Origin of the sequence: Brevibacterium sp. VCM10 (genome assembly GCF_000583215.1) — a bacterium.
Lineage (GTDB): Bacteria > Actinomycetota > Actinomycetes > Actinomycetales > Brevibacteriaceae > Brevibacterium > Brevibacterium linens.
The window spans coordinates 76,909-94,478 of sequence record NZ_JAJB01000030.1; the positions used below are offsets into that span (position 1 = coordinate 76,909).

Sequence of the window (17,570 nt, forward strand, 5' to 3'; positions counted from 1 at the left end):
GGCTGAGCCTTTCATCCATGTCCGGACGCGGTCTTCTTCTCAGCCGAGCCTGTTCAGGGCGCCCGCAACGGCTTCGGTGTCGTCGATCTCGGTGATGACATCGGCATGACAGAGCAGGAACCGGCTGAGCCAATCCACAGAATGCACGAGCAGGCGGATGCGCACGCTCGTGTCACCACCGTCGAGGTACTCCCGATTCGTCACGTCGAGTTCATCTGCCAGCCATGCTCCCGCGGCTGCGAGGCCGAGGGTGACCTCATAGGAGTTCGTTGTGGCAACGCTGACCGCCATCGGCGGATGCGCGGCCGACTCCCAGGACCGGATGCGACCCAGCGCGAAACGGCGAGGCGCTCCGGCCGAATAGCACCACGCATCGACGTACCAGTCAGCACCGGGGACGAGCCGGGTCGGGGCGATGGTCCGCGTGGTGAGTTCGTCACGGGAGCCCACATAGTAGTCGATCCGCAGCGCAGTGCCGTCTTCCACCGCTTTTCGCAGAGCGGCCAGAAGCTCTTCGTCGGCGTCGATGGGGCTGACGTCGACCGCGGTGCGCAGGTTCTCTCCTGCCGCTGCGCGTAATTTGGCCGCGGCGGTGGCCACCGCCGCGGAATCGAGCCTTGGCAGGGACGAGAGCATGTCGAGAGCGAGCACGAGGATTCCGGCCTCCTCGGCGCTGAGCCGAACGGGCACGGAAACTTCTTCGGCGTTGGAGATGAAGATCTGCCCGCCCTCCCACGACGCATCGATGAGGTCATCGGGCATATGGCCGGGTCGACCGGTGACGAAGAGCAGCTGGAGATCGTCGATGAGGGTGGCGGAGTCGATGCCGAAATAGGCAGCGGTCTCTTCGAGATCCGCGCCCGGATGGGCGTCGAGGTACGGGACGAGGCTGAGCAGTCGGGTGAGGCGTTCACGCGCTGAGGACACTGGTGCCTCCCAAACGGTTGAGCGATCGGCGAATCGTTTCGCGTCTGCGGTCGACGGCGCGCACGAGTTCGGGCGGATCGACCACGTCCACGGCGTCCCCGAAGCCGACGATCTCGGCGGCGAGGGCATCGACATCGGAATAGCCGATGACCACCTCGTCGCCGTCGCTGCGGATCCGTCGACGGCGCAGCGGATCGGCCCGGTGAGCACGGATGTGCAGCGTCGCCTCGGCGACGACGGCCATCTCGGAACTCGACTGCAGCGCCAGCTGCGGGGAGAAGTCCTCGGGGATCTCATAGTCTCCGGGTTCGCGGCCGCTGAGCTTCGCGATCCCACCCTCGACGCGGGAGAGCCGGAAGGTGCGTCGGGCCTCGCGGTCGAGGTCGAAGCCGAAGAGGTAGACACGGTCGCCGCGGCTGAGCAGCGCATAGGGTTCCAGCTTCACCTTCCGCACGCTCTGACCGGGCTTGTGATACCGGAAGCCGATGGCTTCGCGGGCGTTGATGTGGTGGAGGGCGGTGGCGAAGTTCGCGCTGGCCAGCCGGTGTGCGGCGGTGCCCGGATCGACGTTTCCCGGCCCGTCGGCGGACTGGTCGAGGTCGATGCCGAGTGCGCGCAGCTTCGTCAGCGCCTGAGACGAGGACTCCCCGAGTTCGGTCTCGGACCAGAATGCGGCGGCCACGGTCACAGCGGCCACCTCTGCGGGAGTGAGGTCGACGTCGCCCATCGCATAGTCGGCGGTGGAGATCCGATACCCCGTCTCCCCCGCATCACCGTAGACATCGTGTTCGGCTCGCGTTGCGATGGTGATGCCCATGTGTCGCAGCAGCTCCTTGTCGCGGGAGAATTTGCGATCGAAGGCGACCTCATCGAGCCCGGAATAGCCGTCGATGGCGCTCATCAGCGTCTTGCGCGACACCCAGCCGCGGGAAGCGCGCAGGGCGATCAGCAGATTCATCAGACGTTCGGTCTGCTGTCTCTGTCTGCTGGTGCGGGGTGTATTCACGATTCCACCGTAACCTAGGCCGGGCGATAGTCTTGGGACCATGATTCATTGGCGCAAAGGAATCGTCGCAGCGATTCGCTCCACCCGGCCAGGATACACAGAGCTCGACGTCGACCTGGACGAGGCTGTGCCGGGAACCGATGTGAGATCCATCCGGGCGATCGCCTATACCGATGCCGTCGGGCAGCCGATGGCCCAGGACACCGTCATCGTCAATGTCTCGGCTCTGGCGAAGAGGCTGGGCACCGGCGGCTTCGGGCTCATCGTCGCCCTGCCCGATGCACTGCCGACCGATCCTCCGGAGGGTCCCGGCCATCTCGTCAAGGACCGCTATTCCCCGTTGCAGACGATGGTCCTCGGCGTCGACGATCAGGAATCGCAGCATCACGCCGCCCTCGCCGAGGCGGAGCACCTCGACGGCATGCCCGTGATCGTCGCCGATCTGCATTCGGCTCTGCCCGCGGCGATCGCCGGAATCCGCGCCGTCGACCCGTCGCTGTCGGTGGCGTATGTGCTCAGTGACGGCGCGGCTCTGCCGTCTCCGTTCTCGCAGGCCGTCGCCGGGCTCAAGGACGCCGAATGGCTGACGGGGGTGATCAGCACCGGGCAGGCCTGGGGCGGAGATCTCGAAGCGGTGACGGTCCATACGGGACTGCTCGCGGCCAAGCATGTGATGGACGCCGACATCGCCATCGTCGCGCAGGGACCCGGGAACCTCGGCACCGGCACGAAGTACGGCTATTCGGGTCTGGTCACCGGAGAGCACCTCAACGCCGCAGCCCTGCTCGACGGGCGTCCTGTCGGCCTGCTGCGGATGTCGAATGCCGATGCCCGCGGCCGTCATTTCGGCATCTCCCATCATTCGCTGACGCCGTTGAGTGAGATCGCTCGACCGGGGATGACCGTGCCGGTGCCCGACTTCTCCACCCTCACCGAGGCGGAGCGAACCGAGATGGACCCGGATCCCGAAGTCGTGACCGCGACGGTGGCCGAGCAGCTGTCCCGGCTTGAGATGCATGATCTCGCCGACATCGATCTGACGGGGCTGTGGGATGCCCTGCGCACTTCACCTGTGCGTCTGTCGACGATGGGCAGAAAGCTGCCCGCCGATGCTGCGTCGTTCCTCTCAGCGGCCGCCGCTGGACGCTGCGCCGCCGGGCTCGTCCGCCGCTGACCGCATCGAACTCAGGTAACCGTCTGATCTCAACAGAATCCCCCTCCGCGTCGGGGAAGACAGATGTGGCCGGGTTCCGAAGAACCCGGCCACAGTCGTCTCTGGCAGGATCAGCGCGTGCTGATCATCAAGCTGATTCTCAGCGCACGTTCTCGAGGTCGCAGACGAAGATCAGGGACTCTCCGGGCTGGATGACTCCGCCGGCGCCCTGATCGCCGTACGCCAGGTGCGGCGGGATCTGCAGGGTGCGGCGTCCACCGACCTTCATACCCTGGATGCCCTGGTCCCAGCCGGAGATGACCATTCCGGAGCCGAGACGGAACTCCAGCGGGGTGCCGCGGTTGTACGAGGCGTCGAACTCCTCGCCCGTGGAATGGGCCACTCCGACGTAGTGCACGCTCACGGTGTCGCCGGGTCCCGCCTCGGCGCCGGTGCCGATGACATCATCGGTGATGATGAGCTCGGTCGGGGCGTCTCCGCCGGGGAAGTCGACTTCGGGCTTCTGCTTGCTCATGTGTTCCTCCTGGTGTCGGTTCTGTTGAGTGATCGGATCGGGTCTCAGCCCTGGGCCGAGAGGATGTCGACGACGAAGATCAGGGTCGCATCCCCCGGGATGGACGGTTCGCTGCCCTGTTCGCCGTAGCCCTTGTCCGGCGGGACGACGAGGACGACCTGGTCGCCGACCTTCTGACCGACGAGTCCCTCGTTCCAGCCGTCGATGACCTGAGCCTCGCCGACCGGGGCGACGACGAAGGGCTGTCCGTCCTTCTTCCAGTTCGAGTCGAAGGTCTTCGAGGTGTCGTCCCAGAGCCAGCCGGAGTACTTCACGGCGACGCTCTGGCCCTTCTTGACCTCGTCGCCGTCGCCTTCGATCGTCGTGTAGGTCTCAAGCTCGGTCGGCTTCTTGCCCTTCGGCTTCGAGATCGACGGGGCACCGTCGTCGCCCCACTTCACGGTCACGGGGTTGTCCGACTGATCGGCCTTCTCACCCTCGGCGCGGGTCAACGGCTTCTTCGCGTCCTCGATGTCGATGACGTAGACGAGCGTCTGGGAGGCTTCGCCCTGCTGGGCACTGCCGTTGAGCGACATCATCACGCGTGATCCGACCTTGACGTCGATGAGTGCGTTGTAGAGGTCTTCGGAGATCTGCGACTTGTCCATGGGGAAGCCGGCCGCGGCGTCCGAGTCGTAGCTGGATTCGACGGTTTTGCCGGTCGTGCCGGAGACCAGCGTCATCTGTGCCGTGACCTGTTCGCCGTCGGCGATCTTGTCGCCGGTGCCCTGTTCGAGCACCTTCTTCTCGGTCTTGTCCATGACCAGCGGTGCCTCGAAGCTGACCTCGGGCTTCTTCCCGATCTTGCCGTCGACGGTGATGTCGTCGAGGCTGGTCGACTTCGCATCCTGAGCGGCCACCGACGGCGGAGGTGTGGTCGAGTCCTCGGACTCATCACCCTGCCCGCAGGCCGAGAGCAGCAACAGGCCCGCCGCGATGGCGCTGAGCACTTTGGTGCGCACTGGTTTCCTTTCGTCACGCCGAGGCCGTGCCCGGATAGGGGCCAGACCGGATCACAGGGCGATCTTACAGGCCCGCGATGAGTGTTTCCGCCTGCGGGTGCGTCGTGGCGAACGGGTCCTTGAGTGCGACTGCTCGACCGGATTCGTCGTTGAGACGCAGGTGCACCCAGTCGACGGTGTAGTCGCGTCGGGCGGCATGGGCCGCGCGGACGAATTCGCCGCGGATCGCCGCCCGTGTGCTCGCAGGAGGTGTGTCCTTCGCCCGTTCGACCGCCTCGGCGGGGACGAGGCTCTTCGCCATTCCGGCGGCTTCGAGCTTGGGAAACAGTCCCGTTGCGGGTGTGATGTCGTGGAAGGCGATGTCGAGGCGGTGGATGCGTGCATCGGTGATATCGGTGATTCCGCGCTGCATGGACCGTTCGATGAGGGTGCGTTTCATCACCCAGTCGATCTCCGTGTCCACGGTCGAGAAGTCCTGCGATTCGACGGCGGTGAGCATCCGCGTCCACAGGTCGATGATGTAGTGGGCGAGTTCGTCGTCGCCGAGGCTGTGCTCCCCGGATTCCACGATCCGCTGTGCCCGGTCCCGGTAGTCGGCGAGCAGTCCCAGCGGCGTCGTCGTGGTTCCGTCCGTGCGTTCGAGCACGACCCGTCCCGTGAGATCGCGGGCGACGAGGCGGATATCGCGCACCGGGTGGCGCAGCCCGTTCTCCGGGATCCGCGCCCCCTGTTCGATGAGGTCGAGCATGAGAACGGCGGATCCGATCTTGAGCGCCGAGGTGGCTGTCGACATCGAGGAATCACCGACGATGACGTGCAGCCGCCGGTACTTCTCCGCATCGGCGTGCGGTTCGTCGCGGGCGTTGATGATCGGACGCGACCGCGTCGTCGCCGACGACAGTCCCTCCCACATGACATCGGATCGGGCGGAGAGACCGAACATCATCTCCGACCGGTCGGCTTCCTCATCGGGGGTGAAGGCCGAACGGCGCGGGATCACGGCTCCGGCACCGACGAGCAGCTGCCGGGTGACGAGGAAGGGCAGCAGCACCGTGGTCAGTCGGTTGAAGTCGAGGGTGCGGCGGATGAGGAAGTTCTCGTGCGAGCCGTAGGAGTTCCCTGCCGCATCCGTGTTGTTCTTGACCATGTGCACACGTCCGCCGATGCCGTCGGCGTCGAGGGCGGCCTGCGCCTTGTCCAGCAGGTCGCTCATCAGACCTTCGCCGGCCCGATCCTGGGCGAGCAGGTCGCCCAAGTCATCGCACTCGGCCGTCGCGTACTCCGGGTGGGAGCCGACGTCGAGGTAGAGGCGCGACCCGTTGGGCAGGAATACGTTCGACGACCGACCCCATTCGACGACGGGGCGGAAGAGGTAGCGGGCGATCTCCTCGGGGCCGATGCGCCGCCCCTCGGGATCGGCGGTGTGGGCGAGTCCGTATTCGGTTTCGAGCCCGTAGATGCGTGCCATTCAGTCCTCCCGCAGTTCGCTCATCGCCGCATCGTCGAGGCGGCGGAACGTCCGCTGCTTCGTCGTCGTGCGGTCGAGGACGGCGGCCTCGAGCGCGTCGGTGGCCAGGATCGCCTGGGTTGCGGCACCCAACGCGGTCACTCCGTGGTTGAACACCTCGCGCAGTCCCATCTGCGAGGTGCGCACCCCGGCCAGGGATGCCGTGATCGCATCGGCCTGGCCGCCGATGGCCACATGTTCGGTCTCGTCGATGACAGAACCGTCGTAGCTGAGCCGGTAGAGCTGGTCGGTCTCGGGGGTGAGTCCGAGTTCGGCGACGACCAGTTCGACCTCGAAGGGCTTCGACTCGGTGGTGAAGACCCCGGCCAGGGTCTGCGCGTACGCGTTCGTCAGTCCGCGAGCGGTGACGTCGGTGCGGTCGTAGGAGTATCCCCGCAGGTCGGCGTAGCGGACGCCGGCCTGCCGCAGGGTCTCGAATTCGTTGTATTTGCCGACGGCGGCGAAACCGATCCGGTCGTAGATCTCAGCGATCTTGTGCAACGTCGGTGACGGGTTCTCCGCCAGCAGCAGGATGCCTGCGTCGAAGCGCATGACGACGACGGACCGACCGCGGGCGATGCCCTTGCGGGCGAAGTCCGCCCGGTCCTTCATCAGCTGTTCGGGCGAGACGTAGAACGGTGCCTGACTCATCGACGATCCTTTCGCGGAAACGGTGCCGCAGTCATCACCGGGCGGTGGCCGTGCGGCGGGCGACGACCTCGGTGGCGGTGTCCAAGACGGTGGCCGAATCGACTTCGGTGACCCCGTTGTCGAGGTCGACGGTGAAGATCGTCGGGGCGATCTGGCGGACGAAGTCCGGTCCGCCCGTCGCCGAATCGTCGTCGGAGGCGTCGAAGAGAGCTTCGACGGCCACCCCAATCGCCTGCTCGTGGTCGAGGTCGGCCCGCCACAGCTTCTTCAGTGCCCCGCGGGCGAAGCCGGAACCGGAGCCGATGGAATGGAACCGGTGCTCTTCGTATTTTCCGCCGGTGACGTCGAAGCTGAAGATCTGGCCCTGCGGTGTGGAGTCGTCGACTCCGGCGAACATCGGGACGACGGTGAGTCCCTGCATCGCCAGGCCGAGGTTTCCCCGCAGCATCGCAGCCAGGCGGTTGGCTTTGCCGTTGAGCGAGAGACGGGCGCCTTCGATCTTCTCGTAGTGCTCGAGCTCGAGTTGGAAGAGCCGGATGAGGTCGAGGGCGACCCCGGCGGTGCCGGCGATGCCGATGACGGAGTAGTCGTCGGCGGCTTTGACCTTCTCCATCGAATGCGAGGCGATGAGGTTGCCGATCGTCGCTCTCCGGTCACCGGCCATGAGGATTCCGCCGGCGGTGCGGAAGCAGATGATGGTCGTGCCCTCCGGGGACTGGTCGGCCAGATCCCGGGTTCCGGGGTGCGGCAGCGCTTCGGGCGCCAGGGAGCGGGCGAGTTCGACGAAGGAGTTGCTCGTCGAACTCAGGAATGCAGGAGGGAATCCTGCCATCTCATTGGCCGCCCTTCTGCACGAAGTTCTTGACGAATTCCTCCGCGTTCGATTCGAGCACGCCGTCGATCTCGTCGAGGATGGAATCGACGTTCTGAGTGTTGATCTGTCCCTGCACGGCCTCCGGCGGATCGACGGGGGCGTCTCCCCCACCGGACGATTTGTCTCTCTGGACCTGTTCCTGCGAGCTCATCTCACACTCCTTCAGACGTTCTTCGAATTCAGTCTATCCACTCCGAGTGCCTTCAGCAGGCCCTCGGCGGTCGCGATTCCCTCCACCCGATCGGCGAGCAGCTCCCGGGTGCCCTTGAGGGGTTCATGCATGGGCAGACGCACTACCCCGAAGGATTCCGCGTTGACCACGAGCGAATCCCAGCTGGCGGCCACCAGATCCTCCCCGAGGCGGCTGACCGCCACGGAGCGCAGGAAGGCCCGGGTCCCGTCGGGAGCGTTGACCACGGCGGCTTCGACCTCGGCGTCGGTGGTCATCCGCCGGATGCGTCCGGCTCGTTCGAGCTTGTGGAAGAGCCCCTTCTCCGGGCGCACATCGTGGTATTGGACGTCGATGAGGGCGAGCTTCGGATGGTCCCAGTCGATTCCCTCGCGGGAGCGGTAGCTCTCGAGCAGGACCCATTTGGCGACCCAGTCGATGGAGTCGGCCAGGGTCATCGGGTCGGTCGAGAGTCCGTCGAGGAACCGGCGCCACTCGGCGAGCACCTGACTCGTCTCGGCATCGTCGGGGTCTGCGTGTTCGAGGCAGACGGAATAGAAGCGCTCTTGGATCTCCAATGCCGTGAGCGTCGTTCCGTCGCTCAGCGGCAGCGGCGCGGTCAGGCTGAGGTCGTGGCTGACGTCCCACAGCGACTGCAGAGAGTCGGCGAGTTCGATCCGCGGTGCCAGTCCGGCTTCGATGAGGCCGAGGACGAGGGAGGTCGAGCCGAAGCGGACGAACGTGGCGGGCTCCGCCAACGTGGCGTCGCCGATGATGACGTGCAGCCGACGGTACTTCGCGGGATCGGCGTGCGGTTCGTCACGAGTGTTGACGATCGGACGCCGCAGGGTCGTCTCGAGTCCCACCTCGGCTTCGAAGAAGTCCGCACGGGATGAGATCTGAAACCCCTTGCCCTCGCCCTCGCGGCCGATGCCGACCCGTCCCGATCCGCACAGGATCTGCCGGGTGACGAAGAAGGGGACGAGGCCGGCCACGAGGTCGTCGAAATCCGTGGACCGGTCGACGAGGTAGTTCTCATGGGTGCCGTAGGAGGCTCCCTTGGAGTCCGTGTTGTTCTTGTACAGATTGACCGGTTCCGCGCTCTTCTCCAGGGTCCGCACCGACTCGAGGGCGACGAGGTCGCCGGCCCGGTCGAAGGTGACGATATCGCGTGGGGTGAGCACTTCCGGGGAGGAGTATTCGGGATGGGCGTGGTCGACGTAGTAGCGGGCGCCGTTCTCCGTGACGACGTTGGCCAGGTACTGGGCTTCGACATCGTCCTGCGGGAGATGGGTCAGCTGCGAGACGTCCGCATCGGCGATGTTCATGAAGAAGCCGCGAGCGTCGGCCAGCGGAGACTCGGTGGCGAAGTCCCAGAAGTTCTGGGACGACTTCAGTCCGCGCGGACCGGCATAGGCGTCGACGACACGAGCCGAGTCCCGCATCGGGTTCGCCCGCGGGTTGCCCGGCTGGCTGAGGCCGAACTCCGTCTCGGCTCCCATGACGCGTCCGACTCTGAGCATCTGCTTCTCCTCCACGGTCTAGACTCGGGGACGTGGCAACGAAGAAATCTCATCTCCCCATCGCCCTGATCGTCGACCTCGTTCTCGTGGTTCTGTTCACGATCGTCGGTCATTACACACATTCTCACAATTTCGATCCGCAGGGGCTGATGACCACAACGTGGCCGTTCGTGGCAGCCCTCGTCATCGCCTGGCTGCTCACGGCCGTCTGGGATCGACCGATCGCTCCGCTGGCCACGGGCACCGGCGTCTGGGCGATCACGGTCCTCGTCGGACTCGTTCTGCGCGGAATCACCGGTGCCGGCGGCGATCCGGGTTCGGTGCCGGTGAGCTTCATGATCGTCGCGACCTCGCTCAATCTCATCACCCTGGTCGGCTGGCGTCTCATCGCCACGGCCGTCTCCGGCGGTTCCGGCCGCCGCAGACGCGGCCGCTGAGCGCTGCTCCCGATTCAGACGAGATCGGAATTCGGCCGCACCTCGGCGATCTCGGTCTCGTACGGCACGGTCGGGGCTCCCCTCGTCGTGTCGAGGTGCATCATCCGCAGATGGGTGACGCGCTCTCCCTTTCGCCCGGAGATCCGTGCCCATTCGTCGGGGTTCGTCGTGTTCGGCAGGTCTTCGTGTTCGCTGAACTCTTCGGCGATCGCATCCTCGAAATGCCCGGGGTGCAGACCGCGTTCGCCGGTGTCGAGCAGCGACTTGATCGCCGCCTTCTTCGCCCGGTCGACGATGTTGTGGATCATCGCCCCGGAGGCGAACGCAGAGAAGTGGAGGACTTCCTTCGAACCGTCGGCGTAGCTGACCTCGACGAACTCGTTCTCCGGGGTCTCGGCGAACATCCGTTCGACGCAGCTGTCGATGAGTGCCGAGACCGCCTCGGCGGGGGTATCGTGGCCGGCGAGCACGCTCGAGTGCAGCGGCAGCTCGGCGGTCAGATACTTCTCGAAGATGTCGCGGGCCGCCTCGGCGTCGGGGCGTTCGATGCGGATCTTCACATCGAGTCGGCCAGGGCGCAGGATCGCGGGGTCGATGAGATCCTCACGGTTCGAGGCGCCGATGACGATGACGTTGTCGAGCTGCTCGACGCCGTCGATCTCGGTGAGCAGCTGTGGGACGATCGTCGTCTCCACGTCCGAGGACTTGCCGGTGCCGCGTGTGCGGAACAGTGATTCCATCTCGTCGAAGAACACCACGACGGGGAACCCGGCTGAGGCTTTCTCTCGCGCTCGGGCGAAGATCAGGCGCAGCTGGCGTTCGGTCTCGCCGACGTATTTGTCTAGCAGCTCCGGACCTTTGATGTTGAGGAAGTAGGTCTTGCTCGTGCGGACCGTCCCCGTGCGATCGGCCAGGGAATTCGCCACGGCCTTCGCGATGAGCGTCTTTCCGCAGCCGGGCGGCCCGTAGAGCAGGATGCCCTTGGGCGGTTTGAGTCCGTGCTCGGTGTAGAGCTCGGGATGTTCGAAGGGCAGTTCGACGGCATCCTTGATCTGCTCGATCTGGTCGGCCAGTCCGCCGATGTCCGAGTAGGTGATGTCGGGGACCTCTTCGAGCAGCAGCGAGGAGACCTCGGGCTTCTCGACGACCTGCAGGGCGTAATGGGTGCGGGTGTCGACGACGACGGCGTCACCGACGCGCAGACCTGCGTCGACGAGATCGGCGGCGAGGGTGAAGACCTGTTCGTCATCGCCGGGGGCTCCGACGAGGATCCGCTGGGAATCGACGAATTCGCGGACGTTGACGACCGATCCCACGGGTGGGAAGTCGCCGGTGCCGATGATGACGAGGCCTTCGGACAGCAGAACGTCGGCTCCGGCTCGCAGACTCTCGGGCTCGACCTCGGGGGCGACGGCCACACGCATCCGGCGGCCGCCGACGATGACATCGGCAGTCACCGCGTTCTCGCCGAGCGCGATGAGTGTGCCCCAGTTGTTCGGCGGCTCGGTCAGGCGCCTGGCCTCCTCCTTGATCCTGCCGAGCTCATCACGGGCCGTGCGCAGAGTCTTCGACAGTGCCTCGTTGCGTTTGCCCGCGGTGTAGAGCTGCTGACGCAGGGACGCGGTGTCCTCGCGCAGCTTCTTCACTTCGGTCGTGGTCTCTGTCATCGATCCTCCTTCGGCCCTGTGCCGGTGCCGGTCGGGCTGTCTGTGACATCTGTGGACTGCGCATCTGCGGAGCCTTCGGGCTCGGTGCGCAGGCGTCTGCCGGCCTCTCGCATCACCCGGCGCAGCTTCTTCCCGTGTGCGGTGCGGGTGCCGATGGCCGCCTCGGTGACTTCCGGTTCCGTCCACGCCGCCACATCCTCGGCGGCCGCGGTGGCCCCCTGAGGACGTTTCTTCTTCTCCAGCGGGCTGATGCCGTCGGCCATCCGGCGGGCCATGATGAGGAACCCGGTGTGGGCGATCATCCGGTGGTCGGGGCGGACGGCGAGTCCGTCGACGTGCCAACCGCGGACCATGGCCTCCATGGACTCGGGTTCGGCGAACCTGCCGGTGGCGCGCAGGGCTTCGACGAAGCGGGAGAGCTGCGGGACGGTGGCGACGTAGGCGATGACGATTCCCCCGGGTGTCAGGGCTTCGCTGACCGCCTCGAGCGTGTTCCAGGGGGTGAGCATGTCGAGGACGACGCGGTCGACGCTGCCGGGGCCGAACGTCTGCGGCAGGGTCTGCGCGAGATCGCCGACGGTGACCGCCCAGTTGTCCGGTTCGCCGTCGAAGAAGTCGGCGATGTTGCCGGCCGCGATCGTCGCGAACTCCTCACGCAGTTCAAATGAGTGGACGGACCCGTTCGGGCCCACGGCTCGCAGCAGCGCCATCGACAGGGCGCCGGATCCGACGCCGGCTTCGACGACCGTGGCCCCGGGGAAGATATCGCCGAGGGTGACGATGAGTCCCGAATCCTTCGGGTAGACGACTGCGGCGCCACGGGGCATCGAGAGCACGAAGTCTTCGTAGCGTGGGCGGAAGACCTGGAAGTCGATTCCCCCGGCGTTCGCGACGATGATTCCCTCAGTGCGCCCGATGATGTCATCGTGGCTGATGAGGCCCTTGTTCGTGTGGAAGTGCTCACCCGGGGCGAGCACGAAGGTGTGCATCCGCCCCTTGGGGTCGGTGAGTTGGACCTTCTCTCCGGCGCCCAGAACGCGCGGGGGCCGGGAATGGAGTGGCTGAGTCATGATGTGTCCACTCTACGCTGGTGAGGATTGCCTCACACAACCGGTTCAGGCTGCGAGCAGCTCGTCGAAGAACTCCTGCAGGTCGATGACTCCGATCAGGGTGTTGCCGTCCATGACCAGGCTGAACTGCGCCTTGGGTCGATGTGTAAGCGATTCGAGCAGGTGCGGGGCGGTGATGTCCTTCGGCACGCCGATCCATCCGGCCAGGGGCCGGGCGACCTCACCGGCGGGAACGGCGTCCAGGGTCTCGGCGAGCCGGCCCGCTGCGGCGTGTCGGTCGACGAGACCGTACGGCAGGCCCTTCTGGTCGAGGACGACGATGAGTGTGCGCTCCTTCGCGTTCCCGAGCGTGTTCGCATAGTCGAGGGTGTCGGCCAGGTCGGCGTCCCAGGTGGCCGCGATCGCCGGTTGGATGACCTGGGAGAGGTCGTAGGTCTCCATCTTCCGGGCCCGTTTGGCGTGGGTCGCGGCATCTCCGGCGGAGAACCACAGCATGATCGCGATGAGTGACATCCAGGCGACGGTCAGCGGGTCGGGTCGTTCGCCGGCCAGCAGCGGGGTGATCACCGACCAGCCGATGAAGCCGACGGCGATGATGCGGCCGACCCAGCTGGCCACGATCGTGCCCAGAAACTGTGACCCGGTGATGCGCCACATGATCGCCTGCAGCGCCCAGCCGCCGTCGAGCGGGATGCCCGGCAGCAGGTTGATGGCGCCGAGGGCGACGTTGGCGAAGGTGACGGCGATGAGCAGCAGCCACGGCACCGAGGTGGGGCTGGCGGCACTGAGGCACCACCATCCCAGCAGGGCCAGAACGATGTTGACGATGGGGCCCACGATCGAGATGACGAAGCTCGTCATCGCCGCTTTGTCACGCGGGTTGTCCATCTGCGGTTCGAACCGGGTGAACCCGCCCCAGATGTTCAGCTCGATCGCGGCGACCTTCTGCCCGTAGAACTGGCCGGCGACGCCGTGAGCGAGTTCGTGGAGGAAGACGGAGGCGAAGAGGAGCACGGCATAGGCGAAGGCGACGAACCAGGCCCCGATGCCCAGATCCGGTCGGACCTGGTTGAGCCACGGTGTGAAGAGGATGGTGATCACGATGGCGGCGAGGAACCACGACCACGCCAGAATCACCGGAGCGCCGAGGACGGTGCCCAAGCGCAGACCCGATGACGCACCGGGGTGGTGGTTTTTCGCGGCCATTGAAGGGGTTCCTCCGGTCGATGTCGTGGTCAGCGGACCACTGAGGGTCGGTTACTCAGCCTAACAGCGACGACGCTCCGACCGCTGGTCGCCACGTCGTGTCCGTGCAGGTCGTTACAGTGGAGTTATGGCCGAGCTCACCAGTCTCTCGCCCTCGCGGGCCAACGACTTCATCCAATGCCCTCTGAAGTTCCGTTTCCGCAGCATCGACAAGCTGCCGGAGCCGCCCTCTCAGGCCGCGTTCCGCGGCACGGTGGTCCATTCGGTGCTCGAGAAGCTGTTCACCGCACCGGCAGGCGAACGCACGGCCGAACTCGCGCAGACGATGCTCGTGCCGGCGTGGGAGGAACTCGTCGAGAAGGATCCGGAGGTGCTCGAGATCTTCGGGGACGACGCCGAGAAGGAGACGTTCTTCACATCGGCGCGTCGGCTCATCGATTCCTACTTCGTGCTCGAGTATCCGGAACATCTCGAACCGGAGGAGACGGAGAAGTTCGTGCGGACGACACTCGACAACGGTCTCGAACTGCGCGGCTTCATCGACCGGGTCGACGTCGCCCCGGGTGGCGAGCGGCGGCTCGTCGACTACAAGACGGGCAAGCAGCCGAAGCCTCAGTACGGGCGGGAGGCGAAGTTCCAGATGGGCTTCTACGCTCTCGTCGTCTACCGGCTCTCCGGCGAACTCGTCCACACTCTGCAGCTGATGTACCTGGGTTCGCGCAGTGTGCTGAAATCCCACCCGACGATGGCCGAGGTCGAACAGACGCAGTTCGAGATCGATGCCATCTGGAACGACATCATCGCCTCGGCCGAGTCGGATCGGTGGCGGCCGAAGAAGTCACCGCTGTGCAATTGGTGCACGTTCAAGCCGCTGTGCCCGGCCTGGGGCAATACCGCTCCCCCGACCCCGGAGATCACGAAGATCGTCGGGGCTTAGGGTTCAGGCGCTCTGCTGAGCACGCAGGCGTCGCAGGTCGGCGACTCCGCGGCCTTCGAGGCTGTCCCACAGGATCCGGCCCGGACGGGGCTCGAGGTCGACGAAATGCGGGATCCCGATGGCAATGGTTCCCGCCGCCTCGGCACTGGCCAGGCCCGGCTTCGAATCCTCCAGGGCCACGCAGTCGGCCGGGTCGAGGCCGAGCAGGGCGGCTCCGCGCAGATACGGCTCGGGGTGCGGTTTGCCGGCGGAGACCTCATCGCCGGAGACGAGACCGGCGAAGCTGTTCGGCGGACAGCTGGAGATGACCGCCTCGGCCAGTGGTCGGTAGGACATCGTGACCATGACGTTCGGGATGCCCTCGGCCTTGAGTTCGGCCAGCAGCTCCAGCGCACCGGGACGGAACGGCACGGATGCTCGGATCTGTCCGATGACATTGCCCATCAGGGTCTCGACGATCTCCTCGGCGGGCAGGTCGAGACCGGCCTCGCGCATCATTCGGGCGGAGACGATCAGCTCGTTGCCGACGAATTCGAGCCCCTGCTCCTCCGACCAGGACAGCCCGTGGGCGTTCATGAGTTCGGTCTCGGCGCGGATCCAGTACGGCTCGGTGTCGACGAGGGTTCCGTCCATGTCCCACAGGACGGCGGAAGGGTCGGCTGATGCGTGGTTCGTCATAGGCCCAGCGTAGTCTGGAACCATGAGTATTCTTCCATCCGGGTCCGGGGCACTCGTCTTCATCGCCTTCGAAGGTCAGGATGCCGATGCTTCCGAAGCGGCGAGTTCGCTGGCCAAGGATCTCATCGAGGTCTGGCACCTGGACGATTCCGAAATCCTCGACACCGATGGGTTCTACGAATTCCGTTTCTCCGAACCCGAGATCATCCGCGATGAGGCCGGAACGGCGGCGATCGCCTGGCCGGGTGTCGCGGTGCATCGGGGCCGCCTCGGCGAGTTGCCGATCACGGTCATCCAGGGGCACGAACCGGGGCTGAAATGGCGGGAGTTCCTCACCCTCGTCCTCGCGCACGTCGGTGACGACGATACCGTCGTCCTCCTCGGTGGGCTCCATGCCGAGGTTCCGCATACGCGGCCCCTGCCAGTCGTGGCCAACACGGAGGACGCTGAGCTCGCGTCCGGGCTCGGCATCGACGTCAACGGCTATGAGGGGCCCATCGGCATTCTCGGACTTCTCGCAGTCGCCTGCCGCTGGCGCGGAATCAGGGCGATCAACCTGTGGGTGGGCGTGCCGGACTATCTCGCAGAGTCTCCGTCGCCGAAGGCCGAGCTCGCCCTGGCGAAGGCGGTCGAACGCTATGTCGGCATCGAGATCGACATCCATGTGCTCGAGGAGGAGAGCCGGGCCTGGGAACTCGGTGCCGACGAACTCGTCTCCTTCAACCCGCGGCTGGCAGAGCTCGTCAAGGCGTTGGAGAAGCAGAACGATTCGGCGGACCTGCCGGAGGCCAGCGGAGACGCCATCGCGGCCGAGTTCGAACGCTATCTGCGCAAACGCGGCCGCGATAAGTGAACCACGCTCATTCGGCGGTCAGGCGGTGAGGGCCGAGCGATGTCGGTCGAGTGATATCAGTCCAGCAGGCGGATGCCCAGGAGGGCATCGACGGCGTCGGCGACGCGGTCTCCGCTGAGCGCCGCGGTCTCCGAGGGTTCGGAGTCCGCATAGTGTTCGGCCCATTCGTCGAGGATCCCCAGAGCTCGCGGGCTGTCGAGGTCATCGGTGAGTGCTTCCCGCAGCAGACCGATGATGTGCTCGCGCAGACCCTGGCGACATTCGGATTCGCATTTGGCCGCATGCCTCCATGATCGCAGGCGCGCCTCGGCGATGGACAGCTGCTCGTCGGTGAAGCTCCAGTCGCTGCGATAGTGGTTGGACAGGATCACGGTGCGGATGGCCATGGGGTCGACTCCGCGTTCACGCAGCTTCGAGACGAGGACGAGGTTGCCCTTGGACTTGCTCATCTTCTCGCCGTCGAGGCCGACCATCCCGGTGTGCATATAGGTCTTCGCCATCGGCGTGTCCCGCCAAGCCGAGGCGTGGGCGGCGCTCATCTCGTGGTGCGGGAAGATGAGGTCGCTGCCGCCTCCCTGCACATCGACGGGGAAGCCGAGGTACCGATCGGCGATGACTGTGCATTCGATATGCCAACCCGGACGTCCCCGGCCCAGTGCTCCGCCGTCCCAGGACGGTTCGCCTTCGCGTTCGGCCCTCCACAGCAGCGGGTCGATGGGATCCTCTTTGCCCGGGGTCTCGGGGTCTCCGCCGCGTTCGGCCGACAGTGCGGCCATGGTCTCGGCATCATCATGGCTGACGGTGCCGAACGGCGGAGTGATCTGTGTCGACACCCGATAGTAGACGTCACCGTTGTCGAGGGTGTAGGCGGCTCCCCTGTCCACGAGGTCGCGGACTCCGGCGGCGATCTCGTCGACGGATTCGACGACGCCGATGAAGCTGGCCGGCGGGATCACCCGCAGGGCTTCCATGTCTTCACGGAAGAGCTGGATCTGGGAGGCAGCGAGTTCGCGCCAGTCGGCTCCCGTGGCGTCGGCGCGCTCCAGCAGAGGGTCGTCGACATCAGTGGTGTTCTGGGCGTAGTCGACCTCGAGGCCCGCGTCGCGCCAAATCCGGTTGAGCAGATCGAAGGCCACATAGGTGGCGGCGTGCCCGAGGTGCGTCGCATCGTAGGGGGTGATGCCGCAGACGTAGAGTCGAGCGGTCTGCTCGGATCCGCGCAGTCGGCGCGGGCTGCGGGTGCTCGTATCGAACACCGTGGGCACCTTGCCGGTGCTGGTCAGACGGGGCAGTTGAGGTTCGGGCCATGACTTCACGGCACCCAGCCTAACCGAGAGGCAGGCGTTCGGCACTTCCGGGTTGACGTGATACCGCTT

General features: G+C 65.9%; 18 protein-coding genes. 4 read left to right on the top strand and 14 right to left on the bottom strand.

Translation table 11 applies throughout. The annotated features are described in order from the left end of the window. Nucleotides 1-39: 39 nt before the first annotated feature. Together AD89_RS0109485 and AD89_RS0109490 are read right to left on the bottom strand one after the other, a co-directional pair. A complete protein-coding gene (locus AD89_RS0109485; protein WP_025778363.1) occupies nt 40-927 on the bottom strand; it encodes a WYL domain-containing protein in 888 nt (295 codons plus the stop codon). Beyond that, the gene (locus AD89_RS0109490; RefSeq protein WP_231488558.1) at nt 911-1,933 is read right to left on the bottom strand and encodes a helix-turn-helix transcriptional regulator; all 1,023 of its coding nucleotides are present in this window, start codon (nt 1,931-1,933) and stop codon (nt 911-913) included. Before AD89_RS0109490 ends, AD89_RS0109485 begins: the two co-directional genes overlap by 17 nt. A 40-nt stretch (nt 1,934-1,973) precedes the next feature. Between AD89_RS0109490 and AD89_RS0109495 the strand changes: the two genes are divergently transcribed. Beyond that, nucleotides 1,974-3,107: a DUF3866 family protein gene (locus tag AD89_RS0109495; RefSeq protein WP_025778365.1), complete on the top strand. Its 1,134-nt coding sequence runs from the start codon at nt 1,974-1,976 to the stop codon at nt 3,105-3,107. Nucleotides 3,108-3,246: 139 nt separating this feature from the next. On the opposite strand, the gene AD89_RS0109500 is transcribed toward AD89_RS0109495, so the two are convergent. The 7 genes from AD89_RS0109500 to dop form a co-directional block, all read right to left on the bottom strand. Continuing rightward, nucleotides 3,247-3,621: an FKBP-type peptidyl-prolyl cis-trans isomerase gene (locus AD89_RS0109500; protein ID WP_025778366.1), complete on the bottom strand. Its 375-nt coding sequence runs from the start codon at nt 3,619-3,621 to the stop codon at nt 3,247-3,249. 44 nt (nt 3,622-3,665) lie between these two features. Then, nucleotides 3,666-4,622, bottom strand: a complete 957-nt coding sequence (locus AD89_RS0109505; protein ID WP_231488560.1) for an FKBP-type peptidyl-prolyl cis-trans isomerase — start codon at nt 4,620-4,622, stop codon at nt 3,666-3,668. 64 nt (nt 4,623-4,686) lie between these two features. Beyond that, complete coding sequence (pafA, locus tag AD89_RS0109510) at nt 4,687-6,090, bottom strand: Pup--protein ligase (protein ID WP_025778368.1); 1,404 nt, start codon at nt 6,088-6,090, stop codon at nt 4,687-4,689. Beyond that, complete coding sequence (prcA, locus tag AD89_RS0109515) at nt 6,091-6,780, bottom strand: proteasome subunit alpha (protein ID WP_025778369.1); 690 nt, start codon at nt 6,778-6,780, stop codon at nt 6,091-6,093. 34 nt (nt 6,781-6,814) lie between these two features. Further along, on the bottom strand, nt 6,815-7,612 hold the full coding sequence (gene prcB, locus AD89_RS0109520; protein ID WP_025778370.1) for a proteasome subunit beta: 798 nt from the start codon (nt 7,610-7,612) through the stop codon (nt 6,815-6,817). Nucleotide 7,613: 1 nt separating this feature from the next. Then, complete coding sequence (locus AD89_RS0109525; RefSeq protein ID WP_025778371.1) at nt 7,614-7,805, bottom strand: ubiquitin-like protein Pup; 192 nt, start codon at nt 7,803-7,805, stop codon at nt 7,614-7,616. Nucleotides 7,806-7,816: 11 nt separating this feature from the next. Next, the gene (dop, locus tag AD89_RS0109530) at nt 7,817-9,346 is read right to left on the bottom strand and encodes a depupylase/deamidase Dop (RefSeq protein WP_025778372.1); all 1,530 of its coding nucleotides are present in this window, start codon (nt 9,344-9,346) and stop codon (nt 7,817-7,819) included. Between the two features lie 32 nt (nt 9,347-9,378). On the opposite strand from dop, the gene AD89_RS0109535 reads away from it, so the two are divergent. Next, entirely contained in the window at nt 9,379-9,783 is a 405-nt protein-coding gene (locus tag AD89_RS0109535; protein ID WP_025778373.1) for a DUF3054 domain-containing protein, read from the top strand. Between the two features lie 14 nt (nt 9,784-9,797). Here the strand turns inward: AD89_RS0109535 and arc are convergent, their stop codons facing one another. The 3 genes from arc to AD89_RS0109550 are packed head-to-tail and all read right to left on the bottom strand — an operon-like array spanning nt 9,798 to nt 13,726. Further along, the gene (gene arc / locus AD89_RS0109540) at nt 9,798-11,450 is read right to left on the bottom strand and encodes a proteasome ATPase (RefSeq protein WP_025778374.1); all 1,653 of its coding nucleotides are present in this window, start codon (nt 11,448-11,450) and stop codon (nt 9,798-9,800) included. Then, on the bottom strand, nt 11,447-12,520 hold the full coding sequence (locus AD89_RS0109545; RefSeq protein WP_025778375.1) for a tRNA (adenine-N1)-methyltransferase: 1,074 nt from the start codon (nt 12,518-12,520) through the stop codon (nt 11,447-11,449). Before AD89_RS0109545 ends, arc begins: the two co-directional genes overlap by 4 nt. Nucleotides 12,521-12,565: 45 nt before the next feature. Next, nucleotides 12,566-13,726 carry a site-2 protease family protein gene (locus AD89_RS0109550; protein WP_025778376.1) on the bottom strand — a complete coding sequence of 387 codons (1,161 nt, stop codon included), beginning with the start codon at nt 13,724-13,726 and terminating at the stop codon, nt 12,566-12,568. Nucleotides 13,727-13,853: 127 nt separating this feature from the next. On the opposite strand from AD89_RS0109550, the gene AD89_RS0109555 reads away from it, so the two are divergent. Further along, nucleotides 13,854-14,663, top strand: a complete 810-nt coding sequence (locus AD89_RS0109555; RefSeq protein WP_025778377.1) for a RecB family exonuclease — start codon at nt 13,854-13,856, stop codon at nt 14,661-14,663. A 3-nt stretch (nt 14,664-14,666) separates the two neighbouring features. On the opposite strand, the gene AD89_RS0109560 is transcribed toward AD89_RS0109555, so the two are convergent. Continuing rightward, on the bottom strand, nt 14,667-15,341 hold the full coding sequence (locus tag AD89_RS0109560) for an HAD family hydrolase (RefSeq protein WP_025778378.1): 675 nt from the start codon (nt 15,339-15,341) through the stop codon (nt 14,667-14,669). A 22-nt stretch (nt 15,342-15,363) separates the two neighbouring features. On the opposite strand from AD89_RS0109560, the gene AD89_RS0109565 reads away from it, so the two are divergent. Continuing rightward, a complete protein-coding gene (locus tag AD89_RS0109565; protein ID WP_025778379.1) occupies nt 15,364-16,194 on the top strand; it encodes a proteasome assembly chaperone family protein in 831 nt (276 codons plus the stop codon). Between the two features lie 56 nt (nt 16,195-16,250). Here the strand turns inward: AD89_RS0109565 and mshC are convergent, their stop codons facing one another. Next, nucleotides 16,251-17,510 (bottom strand): cysteine--1-D-myo-inosityl 2-amino-2-deoxy-alpha-D-glucopyranoside ligase, encoded by a 1,260-nt coding sequence (gene mshC, locus AD89_RS0109570; protein ID WP_025778380.1) that lies wholly within the window; start codon nt 17,508-17,510, stop codon nt 16,251-16,253. Nucleotides 17,511-17,570: the final 60 nt, after the last annotated feature.

Bases quoted from the DNA above. Each gene is read 5' to 3' on its own strand.
- AD89_RS0109495 (WP_025778365.1), top strand. From the start codon at position 1,974: ATGATTCATTGGCGCAAAGGAATCGTCGCAGCGATTCGCTCCACCCGG.
- pafA (WP_025778368.1), bottom strand. From the start codon at position 6,090: ATGGCACGCATCTACGGGCTCGAAACCGAATACGGACTCGCCCACACC.
- prcA (WP_025778369.1), bottom strand. From the start codon at position 6,780: ATGAGTCAGGCACCGTTCTACGTCTCGCCCGAACAGCTGATGAAGGAC.
- prcB (WP_025778370.1), bottom strand. From the start codon at position 7,612: ATGGCAGGATTCCCTCCTGCATTCCTGAGTTCGACGAGCAACTCCTTC.
- AD89_RS0109555 (WP_025778377.1), top strand. From the start codon at position 13,854: ATGGCCGAGCTCACCAGTCTCTCGCCCTCGCGGGCCAACGACTTCATC.
- dop (WP_025778372.1), bottom strand. From the start codon at position 9,346: ATGCTCAGAGTCGGACGCGTCATGGGAGCCGAGACGGAGTTCGGCCTC.
- AD89_RS0109545 (WP_025778375.1), bottom strand. From the start codon at position 12,520: ATGACTCAGCCACTCCATTCCCGGCCCCCGCGCGTTCTGGGCGCCGGA.
- AD89_RS0109500 (WP_025778366.1), bottom strand. From the start codon at position 3,621: ATGAGCAAGCAGAAGCCCGAAGTCGACTTCCCCGGCGGAGACGCCCCG.
- AD89_RS0109565 (WP_025778379.1), top strand. From the start codon at position 15,364: ATGAGTATTCTTCCATCCGGGTCCGGGGCACTCGTCTTCATCGCCTTC.
- AD89_RS0109525 (WP_025778371.1), bottom strand. From the start codon at position 7,805: ATGAGCTCGCAGGAACAGGTCCAGAGAGACAAATCGTCCGGTGGGGGA.
- AD89_RS0109550 (WP_025778376.1), bottom strand. From the start codon at position 13,726: ATGGCCGCGAAAAACCACCACCCCGGTGCGTCATCGGGTCTGCGCTTG.
- arc (WP_025778374.1), bottom strand. From the start codon at position 11,450: ATGACAGAGACCACGACCGAAGTGAAGAAGCTGCGCGAGGACACCGCG.
- AD89_RS0109560 (WP_025778378.1), bottom strand. From the start codon at position 15,341: ATGACGAACCACGCATCAGCCGACCCTTCCGCCGTCCTGTGGGACATG.